This is a genomic window from Pseudomonas oryzicola, assembly GCF_014269185.2.
GTDB lineage: Bacteria > Pseudomonadota > Gammaproteobacteria > Pseudomonadales > Pseudomonadaceae > Aquipseudomonas > Aquipseudomonas oryzicola.
The window spans coordinates 3,068,425-3,085,572 of the sequence record NZ_JABWRZ020000001.1; the positions used below are offsets into that span (position 1 = coordinate 3,068,425).

Annotated in this window: 19 protein-coding genes; 9 read left to right on the plus strand and 10 right to left on the minus strand. The window is 64.0% G+C overall.

Annotated elements, in window-relative coordinates:
- Positions 1 to 75 precede the first annotated feature (75 nt).
- A complete protein-coding gene (locus HU760_RS14125; RefSeq protein WP_186676659.1) occupies positions 76 to 948 on the minus strand; it encodes a DMT family transporter in 873 nt (290 codons plus the stop codon).
- A gap of 108 nt (positions 949 to 1,056) precedes the next feature.
- Entirely contained in the window at positions 1,057 to 1,467 is a 411-nt protein-coding gene (locus tag HU760_RS14130; protein WP_186676657.1) for a RidA family protein, read from the minus strand.
- A gap of 190 nt (positions 1,468 to 1,657) precedes the next feature.
- Between HU760_RS14130 and HU760_RS14135 the strand changes: the two genes are divergently transcribed.
- Complete coding sequence (locus HU760_RS14135; RefSeq protein WP_186676655.1) at positions 1,658 to 1,978, plus strand: hypothetical protein; 321 nt, start codon at positions 1,658 to 1,660, stop codon at positions 1,976 to 1,978.
- A 43-nt stretch (positions 1,979 to 2,021) separates the two neighbouring features.
- On the opposite strand, the gene HU760_RS14140 is transcribed toward HU760_RS14135, so the two are convergent.
- Positions 2,022 to 2,234, minus strand: a complete 213-nt coding sequence (locus tag HU760_RS14140; protein ID WP_186676653.1) for a PLDc N-terminal domain-containing protein — start codon at positions 2,232 to 2,234, stop codon at positions 2,022 to 2,024.
- A 105-nt stretch (positions 2,235 to 2,339) separates the two neighbouring features.
- Positions 2,340 to 2,810 (minus strand): FAD/FMN-containing dehydrogenase, encoded by a 471-nt coding sequence (locus tag HU760_RS14145; RefSeq protein ID WP_186676651.1) that lies wholly within the window; start codon positions 2,808 to 2,810, stop codon positions 2,340 to 2,342.
- Between the two features lie 160 nt (positions 2,811 to 2,970).
- Here HU760_RS14145 and HU760_RS14150 point away from each other — a divergent pair, with 160 nt between their 5' ends.
- Entirely contained in the window at positions 2,971 to 3,978 is a 1,008-nt protein-coding gene (locus HU760_RS14150; protein WP_186676648.1) for a GlxA family transcriptional regulator, read from the plus strand.
- Between the two features lie 31 nt (positions 3,979 to 4,009).
- On the opposite strand, the gene HU760_RS14155 is transcribed toward HU760_RS14150, so the two are convergent.
- Positions 4,010 to 4,681 (minus strand): TetR/AcrR family transcriptional regulator, encoded by a 672-nt coding sequence (locus HU760_RS14155; protein ID WP_186676642.1) that lies wholly within the window; start codon positions 4,679 to 4,681, stop codon positions 4,010 to 4,012.
- A 228-nt stretch (positions 4,682 to 4,909) separates the two neighbouring features.
- Between HU760_RS14155 and HU760_RS14160 the strand changes: the two genes are divergently transcribed.
- The 4 genes from HU760_RS14160 to HU760_RS14175 all read left to right on the plus strand — a co-directional run bounded on the left by HU760_RS14160 (position 4,910) and on the right by HU760_RS14175 (position 8,927).
- Complete coding sequence (locus HU760_RS14160) at positions 4,910 to 5,890, plus strand: aliphatic sulfonate ABC transporter substrate-binding protein (RefSeq protein ID WP_170030188.1); 981 nt, start codon at positions 4,910 to 4,912, stop codon at positions 5,888 to 5,890.
- Between the two features lie 14 nt (positions 5,891 to 5,904).
- Positions 5,905 to 7,266, plus strand: a complete 1,362-nt coding sequence (locus HU760_RS14165; RefSeq protein WP_186676640.1) for an LLM class flavin-dependent oxidoreductase — start codon at positions 5,905 to 5,907, stop codon at positions 7,264 to 7,266.
- Between the two features lie 136 nt (positions 7,267 to 7,402).
- Positions 7,403 to 8,239 carry a bifunctional allantoicase/(S)-ureidoglycine aminohydrolase gene (locus HU760_RS14170; protein ID WP_170030190.1) on the plus strand — a complete coding sequence of 279 codons (837 nt, stop codon included), beginning with the start codon at positions 7,403 to 7,405 and terminating at the stop codon, positions 8,237 to 8,239.
- Positions 8,240 to 8,327: 88 nt separating this feature from the next.
- A complete protein-coding gene (locus HU760_RS14175) occupies positions 8,328 to 8,927 on the plus strand; it encodes an START domain-containing protein (RefSeq protein ID WP_186676638.1) in 600 nt (199 codons plus the stop codon).
- 71 nt (positions 8,928 to 8,998) lie between these two features.
- Here HU760_RS14175 and HU760_RS14180 read toward each other — a convergent pair whose 3' ends face one another.
- The 4 genes from HU760_RS14180 to pobA form a co-directional block, all read right to left on the minus strand.
- The gene (locus HU760_RS14180) at positions 8,999 to 9,235 is read right to left on the minus strand and encodes a hypothetical protein (RefSeq protein WP_186676636.1); all 237 of its coding nucleotides are present in this window, start codon (positions 9,233 to 9,235) and stop codon (positions 8,999 to 9,001) included.
- Between the two features lie 202 nt (positions 9,236 to 9,437).
- On the minus strand, positions 9,438 to 10,319 hold the full coding sequence (locus HU760_RS14185) for a LysR substrate-binding domain-containing protein (RefSeq protein WP_170030193.1): 882 nt from the start codon (positions 10,317 to 10,319) through the stop codon (positions 9,438 to 9,440).
- Positions 10,320 to 10,389: 70 nt separating this feature from the next.
- Entirely contained in the window at positions 10,390 to 12,180 is a 1,791-nt protein-coding gene (ggt, locus tag HU760_RS14190; protein ID WP_186676634.1) for a gamma-glutamyltransferase, read from the minus strand.
- A gap of 106 nt (positions 12,181 to 12,286) precedes the next feature.
- Complete coding sequence (gene pobA, locus HU760_RS14195; RefSeq protein ID WP_186676632.1) at positions 12,287 to 13,474, minus strand: 4-hydroxybenzoate 3-monooxygenase; 1,188 nt, start codon at positions 13,472 to 13,474, stop codon at positions 12,287 to 12,289.
- Positions 13,475 to 13,646: 172 nt separating this feature from the next.
- Between pobA and HU760_RS14200 the strand changes: the two genes are divergently transcribed.
- From HU760_RS14200 to HU760_RS14210, 3 genes are all read left to right on the plus strand, one after another.
- Complete coding sequence (locus HU760_RS14200; protein ID WP_186676629.1) at positions 13,647 to 14,525, plus strand: helix-turn-helix domain-containing protein; 879 nt, start codon at positions 13,647 to 13,649, stop codon at positions 14,523 to 14,525.
- Positions 14,526 to 14,637: 112 nt separating this feature from the next.
- Positions 14,638 to 15,036, plus strand: a complete 399-nt coding sequence (locus HU760_RS14205; protein WP_013972930.1) for a MerR family transcriptional regulator — start codon at positions 14,638 to 14,640, stop codon at positions 15,034 to 15,036.
- Between the two features lie 19 nt (positions 15,037 to 15,055).
- Positions 15,056 to 15,955 (plus strand): hydroxymethylglutaryl-CoA lyase, encoded by a 900-nt coding sequence (locus tag HU760_RS14210; RefSeq protein WP_186676626.1) that lies wholly within the window; start codon positions 15,056 to 15,058, stop codon positions 15,953 to 15,955.
- Positions 15,956 to 16,487: 532 nt separating this feature from the next.
- Here HU760_RS14210 and HU760_RS14215 read toward each other — a convergent pair.
- Entirely contained in the window at positions 16,488 to 17,006 is a 519-nt protein-coding gene (locus HU760_RS14215) for an MgtC/SapB family protein (protein ID WP_186676623.1), read from the minus strand.
- Positions 17,007 to 17,148 lie beyond the last annotated feature (142 nt).

The following is a 17,148-nucleotide window of genomic DNA, read 5'->3' on the forward strand; positions in this document are numbered from 1 at the left end:
TACGGGTTGTAAATGAGCATTCCGAGGCTGTTTTCAACGCAGCATCACCGAGTATCAAGGCTTTGCACACAGAGCCTAGCGTTTCTGCATCAACGCCAGGGCTATACCGCCCAGCACAACGACGCACGCCAGCAGCAAGCGCAAAGACAACGTTTCACCGATCAGGGTGACCCCACCCAGTGCGGCGATCACTGGCACGCTGAGCTGCAAGGTTGCCGCCTGCTGTGCGCTGATCTGCCTGACCACGCTGTACCACACGGCATAACCCGCACCCGATGCCAGGACGCCAGAGCCCAGGGCATATAACAGGCCGAGCGGGGTCAGATGCAGGCCGGCGTCCAGCAACAGCATCGGCGCCAGCAGTACCAGGCACGGCAAGCTCCGAACAAAATTGCCAGCGGTATCCGCCAGCGGCCTGGGCGAGCCTTTGCCCAGCAGCGAGTACACCCCCCAGGACACGCCGGACGCGGCCATCAGCAAGGCACTGGCCAAGGGTGGCGCTGCAGTGCCGGGCAACAGCAGCAGCAAAAGGCCGGCAAACGCAATCAGCATGCCCAGCAACATCCGCGCAGTGATGCGTTCACCTGTGTACCAGGCAAAACCGAACATGGTGATCTGCACCGCCCCGAACAGCAGCAATGCACCGGCACCGGCGCCCAGTTGCAGGTACGCCGCAGAAAACAGGAACGCATAGAGGAACAAGGCCAGGCCACCCCGCCAGCTGCCTCCCATGGCTAACGCGGGCTTGCGCAAGCGTATCAACACAAGCAGGAACAGTGCGCCACTGGCCAGGCGCACCACGGTGAAGGATGCCGGGTCGATGGCGCCGTCCTTAAGCGCCAGGCGACAGAACACCGAGTTGGCTGCAAAGGCCACCAGGCTGAACAGTGCGGGCCACAACCAGGGCCGCGCCTTGCGTTGGTAGAGCGTGGTGGTGCCGGTACTCATGGTGTGGTCACCTCTGAGAAGGAATTATTGTTATGGCGACCATGCTGATATGACCAGCACCGATATACAACAGCCCGTGCCTTTGCCGCCACCAGCGCAACCTGGGCTCTACTGCGCCGCGACCGCTTCGATCTCCACCAACATGCCGTCCAGCGCCAGCCTCGCTACCGGTATCAACGTGCAGGTCGGCTTCAGGTGCGGGCCCCAAGCCTTGTCAGCCTCGGCGACCCACTCTCGCAGGCGCGTTTCGGAGTGGTCGACGATCAACAGCGTCAGTTTGAATACCTGGGCCAGCTTGGCCCCTTTCGAGGCCAGGGCCACCTCCAGGTTGGCCAGCGCCTGGCGTGCCTGCTCGGCAAACAGCGGCGACAGCTGCCCGTTGCGGTCTTCCCCGCCCTGGCCGGCGATGAACAGCAGATGGCTGCCGGCCCGGACCTCGGCGACATGGGAATAGGCATTGTCGCTGGGGTCGTACAGGCCTTCGGGATTGCTCAGTTGGAACGCGCTTGAATGGGTCACGGTCAGTCCTCGATCGGTTGAAAGCGTGACGCAGTATCGGACCTCGAGTTAACTCGAGGTCAAGGGCGATGCGTAGGATGTTTCGCACAGGGCACAGCCGCCTGTGAACCACGCGTATGTATGCGCGATGGCGGCTACGCGCTAGAGTGCATGCCCCGGCACGGAGGCCTGCACGCAACAAGGAAAAACCATGAGCAAACACGACTTTCAACTCGCCTACACCATCAAGCCACGTGACCCTGAGCGGGATGAGCCGGATGCAGCCCAGGCGCGCCATCACCTGCGGGAAAACCTGGGCCTGGACACCGTGGAGCATATCGAGACCACCCTGCTGGGCCTGGTGCAGCTCGAAAGCACAACGACGGATGATCGAGCCAGGGAAGCGGAGCGGGTGGTCCGCGAGCGGATCCATGCCGAGCTGAAGCGCTTGCATGTACTGTCGAGCGTCAAGTTCTATGGCAGCTTGATGGTGAGTGGCCTGGGCCCGGCCATCCGCATTGATATCCGCTAGTACGGCATGGCATCAGGCGCCCCCGCGCCTGATGCCGATCAGCTTATTTTTCCTCCAGTACCGCCCTGCCCTTCACCGCCCGCGGCCCACGCCAGGCCCAGAACAACAGACCGGGGAATGGCGCGTACACCACGAAGACAATCCACAGCATCTTGCGCTCGGCGCGCCGGTCGCTGCCGATGATGTGCCAGATGGCCCAGATTTCCAGCACGATCACCAGAATGGCGACGATGAACCAGATCGTTCCGATTTCCATGAGCATCCTCCCAATGGCATGTAATGCATTTGGGTTCCGGAGGACGCCAGGGGTTCAGATTGATTTGTCCGGGCTCACCGACAACAAGGCCGCCCCAGGCCGGTTTCAGTGGCGGGGTGCATTGTCCAGCGCCGCCTTCAACGCCGCCGCATCGGCAAACGCCTGCTGGCTCACCAGTTTGCCCTGCTCCAGCTGCAGCCACTGCACCTGGCCGTCCTGCCCGGGATAACGGCTGGCTACCCGCCCATCACGGTCAAGCAGCACGCGGTAGTGGTAGTCACGCATGGCGGGAATGGCGAACAGCTTGCTGATCAGCGCCGGCATGCGCTGGATGTCGGCGACGAATACCGCATCACGCGCTTCCAGGTAGCCCGTGGGCTGTTCGGCCAGCGCCGCCTTGACCAGCCTGGCACCGTCCATATCGCGCGCCACCAGCAGGATATGCGTACCGGCATCGAGGCTGTAGGCCTGGTCGTATTGGTCGAGCAAGGTCCACGGTGCGAGCTTTTCACCCGGTTCCAGGGCATTGGCCAACAATGGCATCAGGCAAAGCAACACGGCAGCGGCGTATTTCATCAAAGGCATCCTCAGCGACGGGAGCATCAGCATAACGGTAACCGGCCAAGCCAGACAGCTTGTCTGAACACGACCTCGATATGCCAGCGCCACCCACGAGATTGTCTTTCTCACGGCCGCCCGCCACACTCTCCAGGCCAGCCCGGAAGCGGAGTCCAGAGTGCCCACGCCACGCCAGTTCAGCAAGAAGACCAGTACCAGCAACATGCTGAGGCTGAAGTCCACCAGCGCCAGTGCCCAGGCCCCTTACCGGGTCGATTTCGTATTGCTCGAACACTTCTCGATGGCCAGCTTCACCGTGGCCATGGACGTGCTGGTCACGGCCAACCTGCTGCGTGCCGACAGTTTCCGCTTCACCCCGCTGTCACTGGATGGCGACCGTGTGCTCAGCGACCTGGGGCTGGAGCTGGTGGCCACCGAGGTGGCTGCCGAGGCGCTGAAAGAACTGGACCTGCTGATTATCTGCGGCGGCTTGCGCACACCGCTGAAGTACCCCGAGCTGGACCGCCTGCTGGGTGACTGCGCTGCCCACGGCATGGCCTTGGGCGGCCTGTGGAACGGTGCCTGGTTCCTTGGCCGCGCCGGGGTGCTGGACGACTATGGCTGCAGTATCCACCCTGAGCAGCGCGCCAGCCTGTGCGAACGCAGCCCGCAAACGCGCATCACCCCGGCCAGCTTCACCCTCGATCGCGACCGCCTCAGTGCCGCCAGCCCCAATGGCGCCATGGAGCTGATGCTGGGCCTGGTGCGCCGGCTGTATGGCGACGGCCTGGCCGAAGGCGTGGAAGAGATCCTGTCGTTCTCCGGCGCCCGCTACCGCCAGGTTGGCCCGGGGGCGAAGAAATCCATGAGCCTGCACCTGCGCACCATCGTCGAACTGATGGAGAACAACCTCGAGGAAACCCTCAGCCTCGACCAGCTGGCCGCCTACAGCGGGCGCTCGCGCCGGCAGATCGACCGTCTGTTCCAGGCCCAGCTGGGTACCTCGCCGCGGCGTTACTACATGGAGTTGCGCATCACCAAGAGCCGCCGCCTGCTGCAATACTCCGACCTCTCGGTGATGGAGGTGGCAGTGGCCTGCGGTTTCGTCTCGGTATCGCACTTCAGCAAGTGCTATGCGGCGTACTTCGGCTACCCGCCGTCGCGTGAGCAGCGGCTGGGCGAGTGACCGGGCCCGCTCAGCTATTCACCAATGCCGATCAGGCGCGGATGTACCGCAGCACCGCATCACAGATCATGGCTTTGTGGCGCTGCTTGACCTCGTCAGCGGACAGGTCGATCTGGAAGATCTCGCCAAAGGTATGGCGGTTCGACACCCGGTAGAAGCAGAACGAGCTCATCAGCATGTGCAGGTCGAGTACCTCGATGCCGGCGCGGAACACACCTTCCTCGACACCACGGCGCAGGGTATTGCCCAGGGCCTCGAGCACCAGGCTGCTCATTTCGCGGATCACCGGCGACTGCTTCACGTACTCGCCGTAGTGAATGTTCTCGGTACAGATGATCCGCACGAAATCGACGTTGCGGTCGTGGTGATCAAAGGTGAACTCCACCAGCCGGCGGATCGCCTGCTCGGCCGGCAGCGACTCCAGGTCCAGGCTTTGCTCGGTCTTGCGAATATCCCCGTACAACTTGACCAGGCATTCGCAGTACAGCTGTTCCTTGCTGCCGAAGTAGTAGTAGATCATGCGCTTGGAGGTGGCGGTGCGCTCGGCGATGGCGTCAACCCGGGCACCGGCCAGCCCTTGCTGGACGAACTCGTTGATGGCGGCCTGAAGGATGTCCTCACGCGTTTTCTCGGGGTTGTTCTTGCGCGTCTTGCGCCCCCCTTCGATTTCAGGCTGGCCGAGGCTGACTACGGAATCACTCATACCCACTCACAAGCTGCTTATTGGATTGAGCGGATTATCCGTGAGCGCGGCCACGCAGGGAAGCACGCTGTTGATGGAGTGCCCGCTGGCGTGGACCGATCGACATAAAACAAAACGATATAGGCATGCCTAAATGATCTAATTAAATGGAATATAAAAATTGAAAGCCAAACGCCACCTCCTTAGTCTGGTTGCATCGCTTCCCAACCGATCCAAGGAGCCACGCCCATGCCCGCCCGTGCTTTCTCTCCCTTGCGCCGCCTGTTGCTCGGCGGCTTGCTGGCCAGTGTCGTCAGCACCCTGTTGCCCTGGTCGCAAGCCCTGGCCGACGACACCAGGACCCTGCGCATCGGCTACCAGAAGTTCAACAGCATCAACATCCTCAAGGGCAGCGGCGCCCTGGAGAAGGCCCTGGCACCTCAAGGCGTGACCGTCAGCTGGCATGAGTTCGCCGCCGGCCCGCAACTGCTCGAAGCGCTGAGCACCGGCGCCATCGACCTTGGCCATGCCGCCGACGCCCCCTCGGTGTTCGCCCAGGCCGCAGGCAAGCCGGTGGTGTACCTGGCTGCCGAGCAACCCTACCCACGTGGCATCGGCCTGGTGGTGCGCGAGCAGGACCACCTGGCCAGCGTCCAGGACCTCAAGGGCAAGCGCGTCGCCACAGGTCGCGGCTGGAATGCCCAGTACCTGCTCGCGGTTGCCCTGGAGCAGGCCGGCCTCAGCTACCGTGACATCACCCCAGCCTACGTCAACAACGCCGCCGATGCCGTGGCCGCCCTGCAATCAGGCAGCGTCCAGGCCGTGACCCTGTGGGACCCGTTCCTGGCTGCGGCAGAAAGCCAGCCAGGCCTGAAAAACCTGCGCGATGGCAGCGGCCTGTCCAACAACCGCACCTTCTACCTGTCCACCGCCAGCTTCGCCGACCAGCACCGCGACCTGCTGAAAACCTTCTTCAGCGAACTGGGCAAGGTCAGCCAGTGGGCCAATGCCAAGCCTGGCGAAGTCGCCGCGCTGCTGGCCCCCCAACTGGGGATCAGCGCCAGCGTTCTGCAAGTGGCCAGCGAACGCCGCAACTACAACGCCGTGGCGATCACCCCGCAGATCGTTGCCGAGCAGCAGAAGCTGGCCGATACCTTCCAGGGCCTGGGCCTGATTCCGCGCAAGCTGCAGGTGGCCGACGCGGTCTACCCGGCTTCCGTGTTGCCTTGAACGGAGCCTCCAGCATGCCCCGCCCGATCCGCTTCAACGCCTTCAGCATGAACGCCGCCAGCCACCAGTCGCCCGGCCTGTGGCGTCACCCGCGCAACACCAGTGTGGCCTTCAACCGCCTGGACTACTGGACCGACCTGGCCCGCCTGCTCGAACGCGGCCTGTTCGACGCCCTGTTCATTGCCGATGTGCTGGGCATCTACGACGTATACCAGGGCGGCCCCGAAGCCGCCCTGCGCGGCGGCGTGCAGGTACCGGTCAACGACCCGCTGCTGCTGGTGCCGGCCATGGCCGGGGTTACCGAACACCTGGGTTTTGGCGTTACCTTTTCGCTCACCTACGAACACCCCTACCCGTTCGCCCGGCGCATGTCCACGCTCGATCACCTGAGCAATGGCCGGGTCGGCTGGAACATCGTCACCGGCTACCTCGACAGCGCCGCGAGGAACCTGGGCCTGGCGCAGCAACTGGGCCACGACCAGCGCTACGACCTGGCGGAGGAATACCTGCAGGTGCTGTACAAACTGTGGGAAAAGAGCTGGGACGAAGACGCCGTGCTGCTGGAGCGTGACAGCGGGCGGTATATCGAGCCATCCCGGGTACGCCCTATCAACCATGCCGGCGAGCATTTCCAGGTGCCCGGCATGCACCTGTGCCAGCCGTCTCCCCAACGCACGCCGGTGCTGTTCCAGGCCGGCGCCTCGACACGCGGCCAGCAGTTCGCGGCACGGCACGCCGAATGCGTGTTCATCAGCGGGCCGACACCCACCGTGCTGCGCCGCTACGTCGACGGCATCCGCCAGGCCCGCGAGGCCGCCGGGCGTGACCGTGACGCAGTACTTATCTACGCCCAGGCCTTGGTGATTGTCGCGCCCACCCGGGAACAAGCCGAAGCACGCTTCGCCGAATACCGCCGTTATGTGGACCTGGACGCCGCCCTGGCGCTGCTGTCGGGCTGGACCGGCATCGACTTCGCCGGCCTCGATCCCGATGCGCCGATCGAATACGTCGAGAACGATGCCGGCCGCGCAGCCCTGGCCGCCTTTACTGCCGCCGACCCGAACCGTCGCTGGAGCGTGCGCGAGGCGGCCGGGTTCATCGGCCTGGGTGGCCGTGGTCCGGTGCTGGTCGGCGCTGCTGGAGAGGTCGCCGACCAGCTGGAAGACTGGCTGGAGCAGACCGGTATCGACGGATTCAACCTGACCTATGCCGTGCAACCGGACGACCTCGCCCAGGTAGTCGAATTGCTGGTGCCCGAGTTGCAGCGCCGTGGCCGTTACCCGCTGAGCTACGCCGAGGGCAGCTTGCGTCACAAGCTGTTCGGCCAGGGTGCCCATTTGCCGACAGCACACCCAGGCCGTCAGGTCTGCATTTAGCTGGCAAATACCGGGTATTCCAACATTTAATTTGTGGATGGCACGCACTCGCCCCTATTCTGTCGCCACATCCCCTGCGCCGCACCGGCCGGTGCGGTTCACGGCATGGGGAGAGAACAACAAGTCGAGATCGTCCATGTCGAACCATTCCTACTTCGCCCCCCACGGTGGGCACCCGGCTCAGACCGAGCTGCTGACTGACCGTGCCATGTTCACCGAAGCCTATGCCGTCATCCCCAAGGGCGTGATGCGTGACATCGTCACCAGCCACCTGCCGTTCTGGGACAAGATGCGCATGTGGGTCATCGCCCGCCCGCTGACCGGCTTTGCCGAGACCTTCTCGCAGTACATCGTCGAAGTCGCCCCGGAAGGCGGCAGCGAGCGCCCTGAGCTGGACCCGAACGCCGAAGCCGTGGTGTTCATCGTCGAAGGCGAACTGGACATCACCGTCGAAGGCAAGCACCACACCCTGGTACCGGGCGGCTACGCCTTCCTGGCACCTGGCGCCGAATGGAGCCTGCGCAACAACAGCAAGGCCAACGTCACCTTCCACTGGCTGCGCAAGCATTACCAGAAAGTCGAAGGTCTGGACGTTCCGGAATCCTTCGTGACCCACCGCGACAACGCCACCGTCATCGAAATGCCAGGCACCGAAGGCCGCTGGGTCACCACCCGCTTCGTCGACATGGCCGACATGCGTCATGACATGCATGTGAACATCGTCACCTTCCAGCCGGGCGGTGTGATTCCGTTTGCTGAAACCCACGTGATGGAGCATGGCCTGTACGTGCTCGAAGGCAAGGCGGTGTACCGCCTGAACCAGGACTGGGTCGAAGTGGAAGCCGGCGACTTCATGTGGCTGCGCGCCTTCTGCCCGCAAGCCTGTTACGCCGGTGGCCCAGGCAAGTTCAGCTACCTGCTGTACAAGGACGTGAACCGCCACGTGCACCTGACCTTGAACCCCAAGCGCTGAGCCCAGGCTGATGCACACGAGCCCGCCAATCTGGCGGGCTTTCTTTTGACCGCGCATACTGGAACCTCGTCCCCGCGCGGTACTTGTCATGAACCGCTGCCTGCTGCTCGCCGCCCTGCTGCTGTGGTCCCGCGCCCCGGCCGCCGATGACTGGAACCTGGCCTATGATCGCGAAGGCATTCGCGTGTACCTGAGTGGTGTCGCCGGTTCGCCGTACCAGCAATTTCGCGGTGTCAGCACCATGAAAGCCAGCCTGCGCACGCTCACCGACCTGCAGGAGAACCTGCGGGTCGCCTGCAAATGGCTGTATGCCTGTGCCCAGATGCGCCTGCTGGAGGTAAACGGTGCCGATACCTGGGTCTACCTGACCACCGACCTGCCGTGGCCAACGATGCCGCGCGACATCGTGCTGAAGGTAACCACCGAGAGGCTTGACGACGGTACCCTGGTGCGGCATCTCAGCGCCGAGCCGGGCCGTTTGCCAGAGGAGCCCGGGTTGGTCCGCGTGCAGCATTTGGCGGGCGAATGGATCATGAAGCCGCTCGGCAAACGGGAAACCGAGGTGATCTACCAGTTGCAAGCCGACCCGGCAGGGGATGTGCCGGGTTGGCTGGCTAATCGGTTCGTGGTGGATGCGCCGGTGGTCACCCTCAGAACCCTGAGGGCGGTAGCCGAGCGTCAACCTTGAGGCGTTCTGCGCGGAAGGCAAGCGCCCCGGCGAATGCCTGGCGGACGGCCGTCCGCCAGGGCGCCTGGGCCTCAGTCAAACTCGTAGGACGGGTTGCAATGGCCAGCTCCAGTCGGGTAAGTGCCGTCAGGGCAGGATGTGCTTGGCACGCCAACGCTGCGGATGGTCCGGCGACGGGCTTCAGGCTGCTCGGTAGACGCTGCAGTCGTTTCGCTGACAGCAGTATCCGCATCCTCAGGCTCGTTGCCATGGGCTACCTGAACCAGGCCTGCGGCGGCCAGCAGGGTTATGATTGCAATCTTTTTCATAGGGTCTCCGGAATGAGATCAAAGGGGGTTGCGCAGCAGATCCTATGTTTCGCCCAGCCTGGATGGCTTTAGCCAGATTCCCCGCGAATCAATCAGAAACCCGCTCCTACCTTGTGGGAACGATCGAGGCAGCAGCCATCGTTCCAAGGGAAAGACACCGCATTCGACACGTCACCGAACCCCGCTACCGCAGCTGCAGCGCTCAGATGCCGCCACCCGCCAACAATTGCGTCATCACCTCGGCCAGGGCCTTGACCATGACATCCGCCGTCGGCCGGTGGACGATGACGATTTCGTAGCTGTCGACCTCCGGCAGTCCCTGGCCTGCCCCCAGCACTCGGTGCTCGCCGGTCGCCGCCCGCGGTGGCAGCAAGCTGATGCCCATGCCGTCGGCCACTGCGGCCTGGATACCACTGAGGCTGGAGCTGGTGAAGCTGATGCGCCAGCGCCGGCCGATGCCCTCGATGGCGTTGATCATATCGTCGCGGTACAGGCCCCGGGGCGGGAAGGTCACCAGCGGGATCGGGTCCAGCTCGAAGGCCGGCGTGCGCGCGCTGTCGATCCATTGCAGGCGCTCCGGCCAGCAAGCCACGCCCTCGCGGGCGTTGCGCCGCTGCTTGAGCAGCACCAGGTCGAGCTCCCCGTTGTCGTAGGCCTGGCTGAGGTCGCGGCACAGGCCGCTGGTCACCTCCAGCTTTACCTGCGGGTTGCGCCTGCTGAATGCCGACAGCGCGTTGGTGGTACGCCCGCCGACGAAGTCCTCGGGCACCCCCAGGCGCACGGTCACTCCCACCATCGCCCCGGCCAGGGCTTCGAGCATCTGGTCGTTCAGGGCCAGCATGTGCCGGGCATAGCCGAGCAAGGTCTGCCCGGCGTCGGTCGGCAACACATCACGATTGCCTCGCACCAACAGGCGATGGCCAACCATGTCTTCGAGGCGCCGCACTTTCTGGCTGATGGTCGATTGGGTCGAGTGCAGGCGGGCCGCAGCCGTGGTGAAACTGCCACAATCGGCCACCACCACGATTGCACGCAGCAGGTCGAGGTCGAACAGGGCCCTATTCGATTTCACGCCAGTAGACATCCCGGTATTCAACTTCTGAATGGCAAGGCTGTTTTCTATCACGCCCCTCCCTATGCCGCAACGCGCACCGCTAGTCACCCAGTGCCACGCCCTCACGCCGTGGATCGGCACCGCCCGACCAGCCCTCGCCGCTGCGCTGGATGATCTGCATGCCACTGGTCATGGTCATCGGCGTTACCGCATGGCCCCAGGTTGCCAACTGGCGGATCAGCGCCGGGCTGGCCAGCCCCGCCTCCACTTCGGTGTCGGCATTGCGGCTGCCGAAGTTGGGCAGGCCAGCGGCCTGCTGCGGATCAAGCTGCCAATCCAGCAGGCCGATCAGCGCCTTGTTGACGTAACCGATGATCTGCGAGCCGCCGGGCGAGCCGAGGCTGGCCACCAGTTCGCCGGAGGCTTGCGAGAACACCAGGGTCGGCGCCATGGACGACAGCGGCCGCTTGCCCGGCTGTACCCGATTGGCCACCGGCTTGCCCTGCTCCTGCGGGATGAACGAGAAGTCGGTCAGGTGGTTGTTGAGCAGAAAGCCCTTGACCATCAGGTGTGCACCGAACGCTGCTTCCACCGAAGTGGTCATGGCCAGGGCCTGGCCGTGGTCATCCACTGCGCTGAGGTGCGAAGTGGCAATGCGCAGTGGCGAGCGGTCGGGGGCCATGGCCAGGTCGGCGCCCTGCGGCTGGCCAGGGCGGGCGCGCTTCATACTGTATTCGCCGACTTGAGCGGCGCGGGCGGCCAGGTAGGCGGGGTCGGTCAACGCCTTGACCGGGACCGGCACATAATCGCTGTCGGCCAGGTATTGGGCACGGTCGGCATAGGCCAGGCGCTCGGCCTCGGCAACCAGGTGCACGGCCAGCGGCGGAGCTTCCAGCCCGGCAGCGGACGCCGTGCGCAACGGCCGCAGGGCGGCAAGGTCGCGTGACGGCGAAGCCCGCTGCAGCGCCTCGAGAATGCCCAGGGTCTGCAACACCGCTACCCCACCCGACGAAGGCGGCGGCATACCGCAGATGCGCCAGGCCTTGTAGGGGCCGCATACCGGCTCGCGCACCTTGGCCTGGTACTGCTGCAGGTCCTGCAACGCCAGGTAGCCGCGATTGGCATGACTGCGCACCCTGGCCACGATGGCTTCGGCAATTGCACCGGTATAGAACGCCTCGGGCCCCTGCGTGGCAATCTGCTCGAAGGTTTGCGCCAGCTCGGGATTGCGCAAGGTCGTGCCGACCGCCAGCGGTTTGCCGTGCTCATCCAGGAAGTAGTGGGCCATGGCTGGTGCCCGGGCAATGAACGGGTCGCTCGCCACCAGGGCATGAAGGCGTTCGGAAACCGGGAAACCGTTGCGCGCCAACGTGATCGCCGGCGTGAACAACTCACGCCAGGGCAGCTTGCCATGTTGCTCATGGGCCAATTGCAGCGCCCGCAAGACCCCGGGCACCCCCACCGAACGCCCACCGATCTGCGCGGCCCTGAATGGCATGGGTGAGCCGTCGGCTTGCAGGAAGAGATTTTCCGATACCGCCGCCGGGGCTGCCTCGCGGCCATCGTAGGCCTGCACACGCTGGCCGTCCCAGTAAAGGATGAACGCCCCGCCACCAATGCCACTGGATTGCGGCTCGACCAGGGTCAGCACCATCTGCATGGCGATGGCCGCGTCGATGGCGCTGCCACCGGCACGCAGCATCGCCCGCCCCGCCTCGCTGGCCAGCGGGTTGGCGGCTGCAACCATGTGGCGGCTGACGTGCACCGGTTGCAGGCCTGAGCGGTAGCCGGAGGCCAGTTCCGGGGGGGCTGGCAGCACCGGGTCGGCACACGCCCAACCACTGGCAGCCAGCAGGCACAGGGCGCCCGTCAGGGGCGTGAAGAATGTCATCGTTAGCTTCCTGCGATTACCTGTTCAGCACGGCACTGTCGGTCATCCGCGAACCGGGCTGCAAGTCCTCGTGGTTTTTCCAGCCTGCCGGCAGCCAGGCACGGCTTCAGGCCACTTCCTCGAACGGCAGGCCCACATAGTTCTCGGCAATGTTCACCAACCCCGCCGGCGAAGTCAGGAAGTACTCACGGTCGGCCTCCTGCATCTTCTGGTCCCAGGCGTCCTTGTGGCTGCCGAAATCATGCAGCAGCTGGGTCATGAACCAGCTGAAGCGTTCGCCCTTCCACACCCGGCGCAGGGCCAGCGGCGAATATTGCTGCAGCAGGTCGGTGCGCCCCTCGCGATACACCTTGAGCAGGATGCGGTACAGGTAGTTGACGTCCGAGGCCGCCAGGTTCAGGCCCTTGGCCCCGGTCGGCGGGACGATGTGCGCGGCATCACCGACCAGGAACAGGCGACCGTACTGCATTGGCTCGACCACCAGGCTGCGCAGCGGCGCGATACTCTTCTCCAGAGCCGGGCCAGTCACCAGTCGCGCTGCCACGTCTTCTGGCAGGCGCGCTTTGAGCTCATTCCAGAAGCGCTCATCGGACCATGCCTCCACCTGCTCGTCCAGCGAGACTTGCAGGTAGTAGCGGCTGCGGGTCTGCGAGCGCTGGCTGCACAGCACGAAACCGCGCGCGTGGTGCGCATAGATCAGCTCGTGATTGACCGGCGGGGTATCGGCCAGCAGGCCCAGCCAGCCGAACGGGTAGACCCGCTCGTAGTGCTTCAGCACACCGTCGGGGATGCTTTGCCGCGAGACGCCGTGGAAACCGTCACAGCCAGCGATGTAGTCGCAGTCCACGCGGTGTACCTGGCCGTCCTTCTCATACGTCAGGTAGGGCCGCTCGCCCTTGAGTTCATGCGGCTGGACGTTGCTCGCCGAGTAGATGATCGGCGCGCCACTGGCCTGACGTGCCTGCATCAGGTCGCGGGTGACCTCGGTCTGGCCGTAAACCATCACCGTCTTGCCGCCGGTCAGGGCCTTGAGGTCCAGGCGCTGGCGACGCCCGCCAACCAGCAACTCGACGCCCTCATGGACCAGGCCTTCGCGGTCCATGCGCTCGGCCACACCGGCTTCACGCAGCAGGTCGACCGTGCCTTGCTCCAGCACCCCGGCACGGATGCGGCCAAGCACGTATTCGGGCGTCTGGCGTTCGACGATGACGCTATCGATACCGGCCTTGTGCAGCAGTTGGCCGAGCAGCAGGCCAGACGGACCTGCACCAATAATTGCGACCTGAGTTTTCATTGTTGTTGTCTCTGTGCGAACGATGCCGGCCCTGGACTGGCAGTGGAGCGGCATCTGCTGTTAGGGTTTGCCCTTGCATTTTTACTGGCAAAAACAGCCATTGAAGTGTGCTATTCCATGCATAACCTGCACTTTTACGAAAAACGTTCGATTAACGGACAGGCCTGCACGCATGAAATCCACCCTCCCCGGCGTCCCCTTGTTCAAGCTGTACGGCGAAAACCAGGCCTGGCCCGGCACCGACCTGCTGCACTGCGAGTCGATCCCGGCGCGTAGCCGTTTGCATCACTGGGAAATCAGACCGCACCAGCACGCGGAGCTGTTCCAGTTGCTGTATGTGCAACGCGGCCGGGCCGAGGTGGAGATCGAGGGGGTGCGCAGCGCCATCAGCGAAGCGGCAATCCAGGTGGTACCGCCGATGACCGTGCACGGCTTTCGCTTCAGCGCCGATATCCAGGGGCATGTGCTGACCTTCGGTACGGCGTTGGTGGCGAACCTGGAACAGCGCCTGGAGACACCACTGGCCGTGCTGGCGAAAGCGGCGTGTTACCCGCTGGGCCAGGACCGTGTGCGCCTGCGCAGCCTGATCGACACCCTGCAGCAGGAATACCAGGGCAACGCGCCGGCACGCGCGGCGCTGCTCGAGGCCCTGGTGACCGCGCTGATGGTGTGGATCAGCCGTCGCCAGCAGTCGGGGCAGGCCCCGCGCAACCGGGATGAGCGTGACCGACACTTGCTGGGGCAGTATCTGCGCCTGGTCGAGGCGCATTATCGCGAGCACCTGTCGGTGGAGGACTTTGCTGCCCGGCTGAACATTCCCAGCCTGCAACTGAACCAGCTGTGCCGCGCACTGAGTGGGCAAACAGCGCTGCAGGTGGTGCACCAGCGGCTACTGCTGGAGGCGCGGCGCAATCTGGTCTACACGCGGATGAGCATCGGCCAGTTGTCGGATAGCCTGGGGTTTACCGACCCGACGTACTTTGCCCGCTGGTTCAAGCGCTTGAGTGGGCAGACACCCAATGGCTATCGGCGGGCGGTGCAACGGGACTGATGTGGGATTCGCCCGCGAACAGGCCTGCATGGGCAAGCTACATCTCGGCCCTGCTTGACGTATACGTCAACCTGCCGTCAGGATACCCGCATAGACCACGCCGAGCCCCAGCATGAGCACCCAGACCTACAGCATTTCCGACCTGTCCCGCGAGCTGGACATCACCACCCGCGCCATCCGCTTCTATGAGGAACAGGGCCTGCTGAGCCCTGAACGCCGTGGCCTGGAGCGTATCTATTCGGCGCGCGACAAGGTCAGCCTCAAGCTCATCCTGCGCGGCAAGCGCATCGGCTTTTCGCTGGCCGAATGCCGTGAGCTGATCGAGCTGTACGACCCGTCCAGCGGCAACCTCAAGCAGCTCAACAGCATGCTGGCGAAAATCGCCGAGCGGCGCGCCCAGCTGGAACAGCAGATGCTCGATATCCACCAGATGCAACTGGAACTGGACACCGCCCAGGAGCGCTGCGAACAGGCCCTGGCCGCCACCCTGAACAACAAAGACAACCGCTGAACGCCACAGGAAACCCGCCATGTCCTTGCCCAAACACGTTCGCCTGGTCGAAGTCGGCCCCCGCGACGGCCTGCAGAACGAAGCCCAGCCCATCAGTGTCGCCGACAAGGTGCGCCTGGTGGACGACCTCACCGAAGCGGGCCTGGCCTATATCGAAGTGGGCAGTTTCGTCTCGCCCAAGTGGGTGCCGCAGATGGCCGGCTCCGCCGAAGTGTTCGCCGGCATCCACCAGCGCCCGGGTGTCACCTATGCGGCGCTGGCCCCCAACCTGCGGGGTTTCGAGGACGCCCTGGCCGCCGGCGTGAAGGAAGTGGCGGTGTTCGCGGCCGCCTCCGAAGCCTTCTCGCAACGCAACATCAACTGCTCGATCAGCGACAGCCTCAAGCGCTTCGAGCCGATCATGGAAGCCGCGCGCAACCACGGTGTGCGTGTGCGCGGCTATGTGTCGTGCGTGCTCGGCTGCCCCTATGAAGGCAAGGTCAGCGCCGAACAGGTCGCCCCGGTGGCCCGTGCCCTGCACGACATGGGCTGCTACGAGGTATCGCTGGGCGACACCATCGGCACCGGTACCGCCGGCGCAACCCGGCGCCTGTTCGAGGTGGTCGCGGCACAGGTACCGCGCGAGCAACTGGCCGGGCACTTCCACGATACCTATGGCCAGGCCCTGGCCAACGTGTATGCCAGCCTGCTCGAAGGCATCAGCGTGTTCGACAGCTCGGTCGCCGGGCTGGGCGGCTGCCCCTATGCCAAAGGCGCTACCGGCAATATCGCCAGTGAAGACGTGGTGTACCTGCTGCAGGGGCTGGGCATTGAAACCGGCATCGACCTGGACCGGCTGATCGCCGCCGGCCGCCGCATCAGCAGCGTGCTGGGCCGCGACAACGGGTCGCGGGTCGCGCGGGCGCGCAGCGCGCAATAAGTCATACGGGTGTCACATGCGCGTGGGTGAAGTGTTACCGCTCCCACGTTTTGCAGCAAAAAATCGGGTAACAGGGAAACAAATCGGCAGAATTTCAGGTCGGTCGATTTCGACCAGAATCGCCAAGTGCTTGATTTTAAAGGATTTGCAAAAGTTGGCACGCACCCTGCTATATCTCTGGCACAACAACAAAAAGAATGTGACACCCAATAAAAACAACAGGTAACGGCTCTGACATAACAAGAACAACACGGCAGAGGCGTAGCAAGCAGATTTTTTTGGAGTCGACACGCTTTTCCGGGGTACGCCCCGCGGTCTGGCACAGAACAATAAAACTACCTCCAGGTAGCGGCAGCCAGGTTCGGATCAGCAATGATGAAGGCAGGTCAGCGCTCAAAAAAATACGTTTGCTCTTGACCCCGCATGGGGGTCGCCCGCAACACCAGGACAGGCTGACAAAAACAACAACAGGCCGGTCCCAATAATAAAAAAAGAGCAGGCAACAACGCTTTGAGGGGAGCTTCGGCTCCCCTCAGTGCTTCCTGCCCTCTTCCTCCTCCTGCTTTCCCTCGTCGTGCCCTTCAAGTTTTTCCACCAGCAACGGCATCGTGCCCAGTACCAGCAGGGCCAGCACCGTGCTGATCAGCGCCGTGGCTTCGCGGCCCATGCCCGCGGCCGTGCCGATGGCGGCGGTCATCCACAACCCGGCGGCAGTGGTCAGCCCCTTCACATGGCTGGCGTCCTGGCCGTTACCCTTGAGAATGGTGCCCGCACCCAGAAAACCGATACCGGCGACAATGCCTTGGATAACGCGACTCAGCGCTTGCTCGTCGGCCCCGGCCATGCTCGGTGCCAGCACGAACAGCGCGGCGCCCAGCGAAACCAGCATATGCGTACGCACCCCGGCGGCCTTGCCCTTGTGCTCGCGCTCGAATCCCAGCACAGCGCCAAGCAGGGCTGCCATCAGCAGGCGTACGAGGATTTGCGTGACCTCGCGCTCATCAGTGATATCGGCGAATTCGGCCTGGATTGCTTGCCAGATGAGGTCCATTGCTTTCTTCCCATGTGGAGCATTGTGTTGTCAGGCCCGGCCTCTTCGCGGGTAAACCCGCTCCTACAGGTACTGCACTGCATTGAAACCTGTGCAAACCCTGTGGGAGCGGGTTTACCCGCGAAGAGGCCGGGCCTGCCAT

Excerpts from the sequence above, each read along its gene's own strand:
- HU760_RS14125 (WP_186676659.1), bottom strand. The coding sequence starts at position 948 with ATGAGTACCGGCACCACCACGCTCTACCAACGCAAGGCGCGGCCCTGG.
- HU760_RS14135 (WP_186676655.1), top strand. The coding sequence starts at position 1,658 with ATGAGCAAACACGACTTTCAACTCGCCTACACCATCAAGCCACGTGAC.
- HU760_RS14140 (WP_186676653.1), bottom strand. The coding sequence starts at position 2,234 with ATGGAAATCGGAACGATCTGGTTCATCGTCGCCATTCTGGTGATCGTG.
- HU760_RS14145 (WP_186676651.1), bottom strand. The coding sequence starts at position 2,810 with ATGAAATACGCCGCTGCCGTGTTGCTTTGCCTGATGCCATTGTTGGCC.
- HU760_RS14155 (WP_186676642.1), bottom strand. The coding sequence starts at position 4,681 with ATGAGTGATTCCGTAGTCAGCCTCGGCCAGCCTGAAATCGAAGGGGGG.
- HU760_RS14160 (WP_170030188.1), top strand. The coding sequence starts at position 4,910 with ATGCCCGCCCGTGCTTTCTCTCCCTTGCGCCGCCTGTTGCTCGGCGGC.
- HU760_RS14165 (WP_186676640.1), top strand. The coding sequence starts at position 5,905 with ATGCCCCGCCCGATCCGCTTCAACGCCTTCAGCATGAACGCCGCCAGC.
- HU760_RS14170 (WP_170030190.1), top strand. The coding sequence starts at position 7,403 with ATGTCGAACCATTCCTACTTCGCCCCCCACGGTGGGCACCCGGCTCAG.
- HU760_RS14175 (WP_186676638.1), top strand. The coding sequence starts at position 8,328 with ATGAACCGCTGCCTGCTGCTCGCCGCCCTGCTGCTGTGGTCCCGCGCC.
- HU760_RS14180 (WP_186676636.1), bottom strand. The coding sequence starts at position 9,235 with ATGAAAAAGATTGCAATCATAACCCTGCTGGCCGCCGCAGGCCTGGTT.
- HU760_RS14185 (WP_170030193.1), bottom strand. The coding sequence starts at position 10,319 with ATGTCTACTGGCGTGAAATCGAATAGGGCCCTGTTCGACCTCGACCTG.
- ggt (WP_186676634.1), bottom strand. The coding sequence starts at position 12,180 with ATGACATTCTTCACGCCCCTGACGGGCGCCCTGTGCCTGCTGGCTGCC.
- pobA (WP_186676632.1), bottom strand. The coding sequence starts at position 13,474 with ATGAAAACTCAGGTCGCAATTATTGGTGCAGGTCCGTCTGGCCTGCTG.
- HU760_RS14200 (WP_186676629.1), top strand. The coding sequence starts at position 13,647 with ATGAAATCCACCCTCCCCGGCGTCCCCTTGTTCAAGCTGTACGGCGAA.
- HU760_RS14205 (WP_013972930.1), top strand. The coding sequence starts at position 14,638 with ATGAGCACCCAGACCTACAGCATTTCCGACCTGTCCCGCGAGCTGGAC.
- HU760_RS14210 (WP_186676626.1), top strand. The coding sequence starts at position 15,056 with ATGTCCTTGCCCAAACACGTTCGCCTGGTCGAAGTCGGCCCCCGCGAC.
- HU760_RS14215 (WP_186676623.1), bottom strand. The coding sequence starts at position 17,006 with ATGGACCTCATCTGGCAAGCAATCCAGGCCGAATTCGCCGATATCACT.